Annotated in this window: 10 protein-coding genes; 2 read left to right on the top strand and 8 right to left on the bottom strand. The window is 70.3% G+C overall.

Annotation, left to right across the window (positions count from 1 at the left end; translation table 11 throughout):
* From ABZ845_RS29760 to ABZ845_RS29740, 5 genes are all read right to left on the bottom strand, one after another.
* Positions 1-367 (bottom strand): polysaccharide deacetylase family protein (locus ABZ845_RS29760; RefSeq protein ID WP_360985850.1); only part of this gene is annotated, 367 nt, incomplete at its 3' end.
* A gap of 14 nt (positions 368-381) precedes the next feature.
* The gene (locus ABZ845_RS29755; RefSeq protein ID WP_360985847.1) at positions 382-1,149 is read right to left on the bottom strand and encodes a hypothetical protein; all 768 of its coding nucleotides are present in this window, start codon (positions 1,147-1,149) and stop codon (positions 382-384) included.
* Between the two features lie 213 nt (positions 1,150-1,362).
* Positions 1,363-1,698 carry a hypothetical protein gene (locus ABZ845_RS29750; RefSeq protein WP_360985844.1) on the bottom strand — a complete coding sequence of 112 codons (336 nt, stop codon included), beginning with the start codon at positions 1,696-1,698 and terminating at the stop codon, positions 1,363-1,365.
* A gap of 439 nt (positions 1,699-2,137) precedes the next feature.
* The gene (locus tag ABZ845_RS29745; protein WP_360985856.1) at positions 2,138-2,677 is read right to left on the bottom strand and encodes a DoxX family protein; all 540 of its coding nucleotides are present in this window, start codon (positions 2,675-2,677) and stop codon (positions 2,138-2,140) included.
* 153 nt (positions 2,678-2,830) lie between these two features.
* On the bottom strand, positions 2,831-3,571 hold the full coding sequence (locus ABZ845_RS29740) for a helix-turn-helix domain-containing protein (protein ID WP_360985841.1): 741 nt from the start codon (positions 3,569-3,571) through the stop codon (positions 2,831-2,833).
* 221 nt (positions 3,572-3,792) lie between these two features.
* Here ABZ845_RS29740 and ABZ845_RS29735 point away from each other — a divergent pair, with 221 nt between their 5' ends.
* Together ABZ845_RS29735 and ABZ845_RS29730 are read left to right on the top strand one after the other, a co-directional pair.
* Complete coding sequence (locus tag ABZ845_RS29735) at positions 3,793-4,620, top strand: ZIP family metal transporter (protein ID WP_360985838.1); 828 nt, start codon at positions 3,793-3,795, stop codon at positions 4,618-4,620.
* 240 nt (positions 4,621-4,860) lie between these two features.
* Positions 4,861-5,082, top strand: coding sequence for a hypothetical protein (locus ABZ845_RS29730; RefSeq protein ID WP_360985835.1), 222 nt, complete (start codon positions 4,861-4,863; stop codon positions 5,080-5,082).
* Between the two features lie 475 nt (positions 5,083-5,557).
* Here ABZ845_RS29730 and ABZ845_RS29725 read toward each other — a convergent pair whose 3' ends face one another.
* The 3 genes from ABZ845_RS29725 to ABZ845_RS29715 are packed head-to-tail and all read right to left on the bottom strand — an operon-like array spanning position 5,558 to position 8,414.
* Entirely contained in the window at positions 5,558-6,760 is a 1,203-nt protein-coding gene (locus tag ABZ845_RS29725; RefSeq protein WP_360985832.1) for a cytochrome P450, read from the bottom strand.
* A gap of 39 nt (positions 6,761-6,799) precedes the next feature.
* Positions 6,800-8,197, bottom strand: coding sequence for an FAD-dependent oxidoreductase (locus ABZ845_RS29720; RefSeq protein ID WP_360985829.1), 1,398 nt, complete (start codon positions 8,195-8,197; stop codon positions 6,800-6,802).
* A complete protein-coding gene (locus tag ABZ845_RS29715) occupies positions 8,187-8,414 on the bottom strand; it encodes a ferredoxin (protein ID WP_360985826.1) in 228 nt (75 codons plus the stop codon). The genes ABZ845_RS29720 and ABZ845_RS29715 overlap by 11 nt, the downstream gene beginning before the upstream one ends.
* Positions 8,415-8,669: the final 255 nt, after the last annotated feature.

The raw sequence follows: 8,669 nt of genomic DNA, 5'->3' as shown, positions 1-8,669 counted from the left end.
AGAAGGTCGCGTGCACATGGTTGCGGCGCAGCACGTCGAGGATGCGCGGCGTCCAGACGGGGTCGGGGCCGTCGTCGAAGGTGAGAGCGATGGTGTGATCCTGGGGCCGTGCGGTGTGCACGGCCCCGGCGGCGTTCGCGATCACCGGGCCGCCGTGGCTCACCTGGGCGGGCACCGCCTCGCTGTGTCCGCCGGCACCGGTCACGTCGTCCGATGTGATTCCGAACATGTGGTGGGTGTAGCCCTGCAGCAGGAGGGCCGTCGACAAGGTCACCGCGAGCACGCTCAGCATCAGCCAATGGGTGCGGGGGGTGATCTGGCGGCTGCGGCGGTGGGCGGGAACAGTACGGCTGCGGCGATCGGTCACGTCAGGGCCTTGGGTCACTTCACGGGCTTGTGGGACGTCCCGCGGGCACGCCCATGGAGGGGCGGGGTCGGGGTGGCGGTGGCCGTCGGGGAGATGGCCCTGGTGGGCGCCGCGGTGGACCCGGACGTGGCCGCGGGGACGGTCGAGGCCACCGGCCGGACGGTCGCACCGGGGGTCGTCCGCCGCCCTGCCGGACCGGAGTTCTCGTACGTCGCCGTGGGGCCCGCGCTCGCCGTCGAGTGGCCGGTGCCGGGCGGGGAGCCGGGAGCGGTCGCCCGGGACGTGGCCGTATGGTCGGCACCCGCCTGCGGGACGAACGGGGCGCTGATGCCGGGGCCGCCCAGCATGGTGCTGACCAGCAGGGCGACGTAGCCGCCGACGGGGATCACCAGCAGACGCGCCGCGCGCTGCACGAGGCGCTGACGTCGCCCCGAGGAGTCCACGAAGACCGGCCGCGCCGACTCGCTCTCCGGCGAATCCGGGCCCGGCCCGGATTCCGGTACCGGCATGAAAGGGTTGGGCTGCGTCTCGGTCTCCGGGGCCGGCATGAGGACGTCGCCGTGGGCGGCGTCCCACGCCGTCGGGTGGGGCTGCGCCCACTGCGTGAACCGCACCGGGTCCCAGGGCAGCGTGGCCGTGTCGCCGCCGTACCCCTCGTGGCCGTGGACCTCGCTGCCGTATCCGTTGCCTTCGTACCCCTCGTGGCCGTAGGCATACGCGTACCCGGCACCACCGTACGGATCGTCTCCGTACGCTCCGCCGCTTCCGTTCGTCCACTGCACGAGTCGTGTCCCCTGTCCCGGCCGGCCGACGCGGCCGCCCGCATGGACAGAGCGCGGCGGGCCGGAACTGTTACACCTCACGCACAACTCACGCCTCCGACAGCCACTTCACCACCGCGTCTCCGCACTCGGCCGTGTGCGCGCAGAACGCCCTCAGTTCCTGGTGCGCCGCCGCGAAGACGCCCCTCGTCTCGGGCTCCGCGATCACGCCACCTATCGCGGCGGCAGTTCGTCCCGGGCGGTCTCCCACAGCGCCTCGAAGTCGGCCGCCGCGAGGAACCCCGCCACCCGGCGGGCCTGGGCCGCCGTCAGTACCGGGAGCGACGTGCTGTGCCGGTCGGCACGGAACACCGGCAGACCGCCGAGCACCACCTGGGTCCGGGGACGGCTCAGGACAAGGGGACACGGAGAAGCTCCGGCGTAGATGCGCTCCTGGTCCCGGCAGCGCCGGACGGTCTCCGCGTCGCCCTCGAAAAGTCGTTCAAGCCAGGTCGCGCTGTTGCGCAGTGCCGGGGGCGGCACCGCGCGCAGACGGAGGTACGCACTCATGCCAGAAGGAGCACACCGCGGCGCCTGGGCGTCACGCGGGGCAGGCAGAACCGGGGTACGGATCGGGCGCCGCCGGTCCCATGGGGGTGTCTCGGGGCCGGGACCCCGTTCAGTGGTCGGGGCCCCGGCCCCGGCCCTCTCCGTGCCGCCCGCGGGGGGAGTCACGAACGGCACGGAGAGAGGTCCGGGGTGGGCTGGGGCGCCGGCGCGGGCGGAGGGTCCTCCTTGGCCTGCCCGGCAGCGGACCCGGCATTTCCCCAGCGCACGGGCCGCACGAAACGTCACCCGCCCGGACCGCACCGGCGGGCAGGCGGCGGCCAGGGGGGCGAGAAGCACAAGTAGCGCTCATCGTGCCCATAGGGGCGCGCCCATACCGCGGGCTTCGGCGGGGTGTGTGGAGTTCATGGTGACTCCCAGCCGTTCACCGGCATCGGACGGTTCACAGACTCAGCACGACGGCGGCAGCGATTCCGCCGAGGCCCAGGGCAAAGGCACCCTCGGCCCAGCCGCCGGCACCCCAGCGGAAGAACCGGTCAACGGCCAGCCGGCCGGGACCGGTCATGGCGACGGCCAAGGCGACCACAGCGATACAGACGCCGTACTCCACGCCGCCGCGGGTTTCCCACAGACCATGGGCACCGGTCACGGTGGCCATGGCATTGATCATCACGCCGATCAGGGCAGCGGCCGCGAGCGGGGTGAGCAGTCCTGCGGCCAGACCGAGGCCGCCGAGGAATTCGGACAGTCCGCCGACCAGGGCGAAGACCCTTCCGGGGTGGTATCCAAGTGCTGCGAATCCATTACCGGTTGCCGTCAGGCCCTTTCCCCCGAAAAGCCCGAACAGCTTCTGAGCGCCGTGACCGGCCATCAGCAGTCCGAAGGTCAGCCTGATCAGCAGAAGCCCCCAGTCGGAGGCGGACGACCCTGGCGTCACGGTGTGCCGCGCTTCCGGTTCCGTGGGAGCCGAAGCCCGGTGCATATAGATCTTTGTAGCCATGGCATGCTCCGGTGAGCATTTGAATCGAGGCGCTTCCTCGGCCCGGCGGGGCCCGCTCGCCGAGCCCCCGATCGACGGCGAGCACCCACGCCACCTCGCTGACGGAGGCTTCCGGGCCGCAGGCTCTGCGCCGGCTCACCGCTCGCAGGCGGTTCGGGGTTCCGAGGGGCCTTGAGCCACGCCGTCCGCGCGGAGTTCGACGCAGCACGCGTCGGGTCGCGGAGCGAGCACCGCTGTGGTCTTGTCGCTTCCCAGGCCGTGCAGATAGCCGGCCAGGAAAGCCTGGTTGACAGCGCAGACCAGTTCCGGGGCCTTGGCCGCCAAGGGGTGGAAGGGGCAGTTGCGCAGCCGCAGCAGGGTGGGTGCGGCACGCTCCGGCTCGTAGCCGAACTTCTGGAGTGTGTCGGCGGCCAGGCTGAGCCCCTGCTCGGCACCGAGCCGACCGGGACGTGCCTGTTCCCGCTCGGCGCTGCCCAGGGCCTCCCCGCGCCGATACGCCACGCGGAGCGCGGTGTCGCGGGCCGATTCGCCCCTGGCCTCGGTCACCACGGCCTCGGTCAGGACGTCGGCGAGCATTCCGTAGCGGCGCTCGGGGATGCTCACCGCGATTGCCTCGGCCACCAGCTCGTAGACCTTGGGCCTGCGGCCGACCTTGTGGATCATCCCTGCGGGGGATTCGTAGTGCGCTTGGAGCAGGCCGACCGCCACCATCTTGTCCAGGTGGAACGCGGCCAGCTTGCGGGAGATCCCGAGGCTTGCGGCCACCTCCTCGCGCGTGACCGGCCGCCGCTCCTGCCGGACGAAGTCGAACATGCGGCGGCGCAGATCGTCGCCCAGGGCGGCGAGAGTGGTCAACGAGGCGTGATCCAGTCCCACGGATCCATCATATCGCTAATAAAGCCGGGCGAAATCGCCAAAAGACTATTTCTCTGGTCAAAAGCACCCGAGTACCCGCGGCCGGGCACCGGGCCCCGCTATTTCCGCCCGGTAACGACTTCACCAAGCTTCCTTGAAATCGGAACCACGCGGGTTGTTAGGCAAGCCTTACCTCCCCTAGCTTCTGGCGTGTTCCCGCACGTCAGACCAGGAAGTTCCACATGTCCAGCGCGAATATCGCTCTGCTCGGCGCCATCGCAGGCTTCACCATCTACCTCGGCCTCCCCATCGGCCGCCTGCGCAGGCCCACGCCCCGTCTCAAGGCGGGTCTGAACGCCGTGGCCATCGGCATCCTGGTCTTCCTCGTGTGGGACGTTCTGGCCCACGCCTGGGAGCCTGTCGACGAGTCCCTGAGCAAGCACGAGTGGGGCACGGTCGCCTCCGGGGGTGCCACCCTGGCCGCCGGCCTGACGATCGGGCTGGCGGGTCTGGTGCACTACGACGCCTGGATCACCCGCCGCCGGACCACCGCCGCACGCCCCGCCGGGCCCGGTGCCGCCGCCACGGCCGAGCTGGCCCCCCGGACCCGCAGCCAGGCCGGCTCGCTCGCCCTGATGATCGCCACCGGCATCGGCCTGCACAACTTCGCCGAGGGCCTGGCCATCGGCAACTCCGCCGCGAAGGGCGAGCTCTCCCTCGCCCTTCTGCTGATCGTCGGATTCGGCCTGCACAACGCCACCGAAGGCTTCGGCATCGTCGCCCCCCTGGCCGCAGAGGGCGAACGCCCGTCCTGGCTCACCCTGCTGTGGCTCGGCTTGATCGGCGGCGGCCCCACCTTCGCCGGCACGCTCGTCGGCCAGCACCTCGTCAACGACACCCTCTCGATCGCCTTCCTCGGCCTCGCCGCCGGTTCGATCCTCTACGTGGTCATCGAACTTCTGGCGGTGGCACGCAGGTCCGGGCTGAAGACGCTGACCACCTGGTGCATCCTGATCGGCCTGCTGCTCGGGTTCGCCACGGACGCCGTCGTCACGGCCGCGGGCGCCTGAACCGTCCAGCAGGACGAGGGGCACCATAAAGACCCGCCATCGTGGATGGCTGCCCCCGGCCGAGGCTCGTGCCGTACGTGCCGGAGCAGAGGTCAGCCACTGTCGGCGAAGCGGACCTGCGGTCGAATTTAGCCTCGCCATATGTTGAAACCCCAGGTCAGCGGCGTCACGCGGTTGATCCCCTCCAGATCTGTGCCCACGACCACAGCGAGCGGGGTGGACATGGGCTCATACTGAGCCATGACAAAGCCTGCGGCACCGAAGCGTCACCTGCCCACCAGCCCCTTCAAGGCCCCGGTCACACCGGCTCCCAAGCACTTCGCCATGGGCGACTTGGTCACACATGACACCTACGGCCTCGGCCGGGTGATCGGCATCGAGGACGGAATCGCGGCGCTCGTGGATTTCGGCGCGGAACAGATGCGGATCTTGAGCCCGTACGCCAAGATGACCAAGTTGTAGGACCGCCGTGCCCGGTCATGGCACGCCAGGCCCCTTCAGGGGCCTGTAACGAAAGCGAGACCTCTCATCGACTCGACATCACTGTTCTCCGCTCCGGAATGGCAACCCCGCCGTCCCACTGCGGCATCGCCGCCTCCGGCGACAAACCCCTTCCAGGCCCCGGACTTCGGGGAGGACGACTTCCTGCCCGAGGATGCGCAGGAGCCCGTCCCGGGCACGCGTCCGGCGCGCCCCAAGGCGGCTTAGCTCCAGGGTGACGGCGGCTTCGACAGCTGACCGCGGGCCGGCTCCGGTACCGCGGTGAGGAGTGAGGCCGTCTCCGTTCGCCGGGCCCTCCCCGTAGGCCGGCCACCCATGAACCCAGGTGACCGCCCTGCGCACAGCCATGCCCCCCGGCGGGGAACCACGGTGAAGGCGGCCCGTCCGGCGAAGCCGGATATCGCGCCAAGTGGGCGATGCATCGCTTCGGCGGCGCTCAGGCCGTGACGCCCTCGATCGCCACGGGAAGGTGACGGGGGCCGCGCAACACCGCGTTGGCCCGGTACGGCGGCGGGTCTTCGAGCAGCCGGGAGAACTTGACCCGGCGGAACAGTTCGGGGACGGCCAGATGGAGTTCTATACGGGCCAGGGGGGCGCCGAAGCAGTAGTGGATGCCGGTGTAGAAGCCCAGGTGCTCGTTGTCCTTGCGGTCGGGATCGAACCGGTCAGGGTCCTTGAAGCGCTTGGGATCGCGGTTGGCCGCGGCCAGCATGAGCCAGACCGGCGAGCCCTTTGGGATCGTGGTGCCGGCGACGTCGATGTCGGCCAGGGCGGTGGTCCACGGGACGAACTGCACCGGGGGTTCGTACCGCAGCAATTCCTCGATCAGCGGGACGGCCAGCTCCGGCTCCTTCTGGAACCGGTCAAGGATGTCGGGGTGGCGCAGCAGGGTCAGGGTCGTATTGGTGATCGCGTTGACGGTGGTCTCGTGGCCGGCGACCAGGAGCAGCACCGCGGTGGCCTCCAGGTCTTGCGGTGTCATGTCGGGGGCGAGCGCGCTGAGAATCCCGGGGCCGGGGTGGCGGCGCTTGGTCTCGATCAGGTCGGACAGGTAGGCGCCCAGGTCCTGGCGCGCCTGCTGTCCCTTTTTCTGGCCCTCCTCGCCGGCTTGTGGATCGAGTGACGACGCCAGGGCATCGGCCCAGCCGTGGAAACGCGGTTCGTCCTCGCGCGGCACGCCGAGCACCTTGCAGATGGCGGTGACGGGCAGGGGGTAGGCGAAGTCCTCGACGATGTCGACCTGGTCCTTGCCTTCGAAGGCGTCGAGCAGCTCGGTGACGGTCTTGGCCAGGTCACCGCGCAGGCCGTCGAGGAATCTGGGGCTGTGCGGGGGACCGAACGGCCGGTTGATGGTGTCGCGCAGCTGGTCGTGCACCGGCGGGTCGGTGAAGATGAAGCTCGGCGGCAGCCCTGTGTCCTCCGCGTCCGCCGTGCGGGCGTAGCCCGGCGGGCGGTTGCGCGTGTCGTTGCTCAACCGCGGGTCGTTGGCCAGGTTCCGCACCTCGTAGTAGGTGCTCACCAGGTAGGTGCCGTCGTCCTCCCGCCTGACCGGTGTCTTGCGCAGTTCCGCGTAGAGCGGGTACGGATCGGCTCGATTGGCGTAATCGACGATCTGTGCGGAGATGGGGCCGGGCGTCATGGCGTCTCCTCGGGGCTCTGAGCGGTACAGGGCCGGTGATCAGGCATGAGACGGAACGACGAACTCGACGCGCCGCTCGCTCGGTGAGTGACCCGTCAGCGTGACCGTGGCCCCGTGGGTGGGCAGATGAGGGTCGGGGAAGGCCGGGTCGATCGGCTGCAGCGTCTCGGTCCGGCGGTCGACCAGGCGGTACTCCGACGGGAACGGCGCGGCGGATGCGATCTGCTCGTGGTAGAACCCCAGCCACTTGCCTCCGTCGAAGGATGCCGCGGCGATGACGCGGCCCCGGTACCCGTACACCGCGACGAACCGCTCCTCGGCGAGCGTCCCCTGGGCGACGACCATCTGGTCGCCGAGGGAGGGAACCCCGACCGACTTGATGTTGACACCGAACTGGGAGGACCAGAACATCGGCAGCCACAGGTGCGGACGGCGCTCGGGAACCGCGCAGGTCATGTTGTGGGCGGCGATCTCGGCCTGCTCGACCGCGTTGCCCCAGTGCTCCAGCGACAGGAACTGGTAGTCGAACAGCGGGTGGGTGCTGCGTGCGACATCACCGGCGGCGTAGATGTCGTCGGTGACGATGCCATTGACGTCGAACACCCGGCATCCGGCGTCGCACGCGATCCCGCGGGGACCCGCGGCCAGCCCCGACCCGGCGAGCCATTCGGTGTTCCGGACGGCGCCCAGCGAGACGACCGCCACCTCCACGTCCAGTGCCGAACCGTCGGACAGATGGGCGCGCCTGAGTCGTCCCCGGTCGTCGCCCTCGAGGGCGGTGACGCTGATGCCGCAGCGCAGGTCGACTCCGTGCTTGCGCTGCAGCCCGTCCGCGACCGCGCCGATCACTCCGCCGAGTGCGCCCACCAGCGGGGCCGGCCCGCGTTCGGCGACGGTGACCTCAAGACCCAATTCACGGCAGGCGGAGGCGACTTCGGAGCCCGTGAAACCGGCGCCGATCACCAGCACCCGGGACACGCCCCCGGCCAGCTTCCGCTGCAGGCGTACGGAGTCGTCGCGGGTACGCAGCGCGAACACCCCGTCCAGCGCGGCCTCTTCCGGGTTGAACCAGGGCCGCGCTCTGGTCCCGGTGGTGATCAGGAGGCGGTCGTAGGGGACGGTGTCGCCGTTCGCCAGGCGTACCCGCTTGGCGTCCCGGTCCAGACCCGCGGCGGCGACGCCCAGGCGCCATTCGGCGTCGATGTCGCGTCGCCGCGGCAGCGCGGTGTCCTCGGGCCGCGCCCGCCCTAGCAGCGCCTGCTTGGACAACGGCGGCCGGTCGTAGGGCTCATACGGCTCGTCGCCGATCATGGTCAGCGATCTGGTGAAGCCCCTGTCGCGCAAGGTCTCCGCCGCACGCAGACCGGCGAGCGAGGCACCGACGACGACGATGCGGCCCTGGCGTCGCAGGGCCTCGGTGCCCGTGTCAGCCGGCATGGGGCTCCACCCGCTTCGTCGGCTCATCGGAGTAGTCGGCAAGGATGGCCTGGACCGGGCAGGCGGCAGCAGCCTTTTCCACCCGTTCACGCTGTGCCTCGTCGAAGCGAGGGGAGAACAGCAGCGCTTCGTCGCCGTGCAGGGCGAAGACGTCCGGGGCGAGGAAGACGCACTGGGCGTATCCCTGGCACCGGTTGAGATCGACGACAAGCCTCATCTGGATCCCGCTCCCTGTTCAGGCCGCGGGCGCCGCGAACCCCACTGCCCTGGTGCTCGGTCCATACGATCGGTCGGCATGCCTCATCCTCAGGATCGACTCCTTCAGATCGGCTCGCAAACCGGGAGCGGGGCTTGCCCGAGCAGCCGGGAAACACGAGGGCCTCCTGAGTGCCGGGCGTGGATGTCGCAATCCACACCGGAACCCAGAAGGCCCTCACCTCTTCAAGCACCCGGCACGCGCGACCCGGGTCAC

It is taken from the genome of Streptomyces sp. NPDC047022 (genome assembly GCF_040644155.1).
Taxonomy (GTDB): Bacteria; Actinomycetota; Actinomycetes; order Streptomycetales; family Streptomycetaceae; genus Streptomyces.
This window is presented reverse-complemented; position numbering and strand designations above follow the sequence as displayed.

What these genes read in the sequence shown, in the direction of transcription:
- ABZ845_RS29725 (WP_360985832.1), bottom strand. Translation starts at nt 6,760, where the DNA reads ATGACGCCCGGCCCCATCTCCGCACAGATCGTCGATTACGCCAATCGA.
- ABZ845_RS29715 (WP_360985826.1), bottom strand. Translation starts at nt 8,414, where the DNA reads ATGAGGCTTGTCGTCGATCTCAACCGGTGCCAGGGATACGCCCAGTGC.
- ABZ845_RS29745 (WP_360985856.1), bottom strand. Translation starts at nt 2,677, where the DNA reads ATGCACCGGGCTTCGGCTCCCACGGAACCGGAAGCGCGGCACACCGTG.
- ABZ845_RS29735 (WP_360985838.1), top strand. Translation starts at nt 3,793, where the DNA reads ATGTCCAGCGCGAATATCGCTCTGCTCGGCGCCATCGCAGGCTTCACC.
- ABZ845_RS29750 (WP_360985844.1), bottom strand. Translation starts at nt 1,698, where the DNA reads ATGAGTGCGTACCTCCGTCTGCGCGCGGTGCCGCCCCCGGCACTGCGC.
- ABZ845_RS29720 (WP_360985829.1), bottom strand. Translation starts at nt 8,197, where the DNA reads ATGCCGGCTGACACGGGCACCGAGGCCCTGCGACGCCAGGGCCGCATC.
- ABZ845_RS29730 (WP_360985835.1), top strand. Translation starts at nt 4,861, where the DNA reads ATGACAAAGCCTGCGGCACCGAAGCGTCACCTGCCCACCAGCCCCTTC.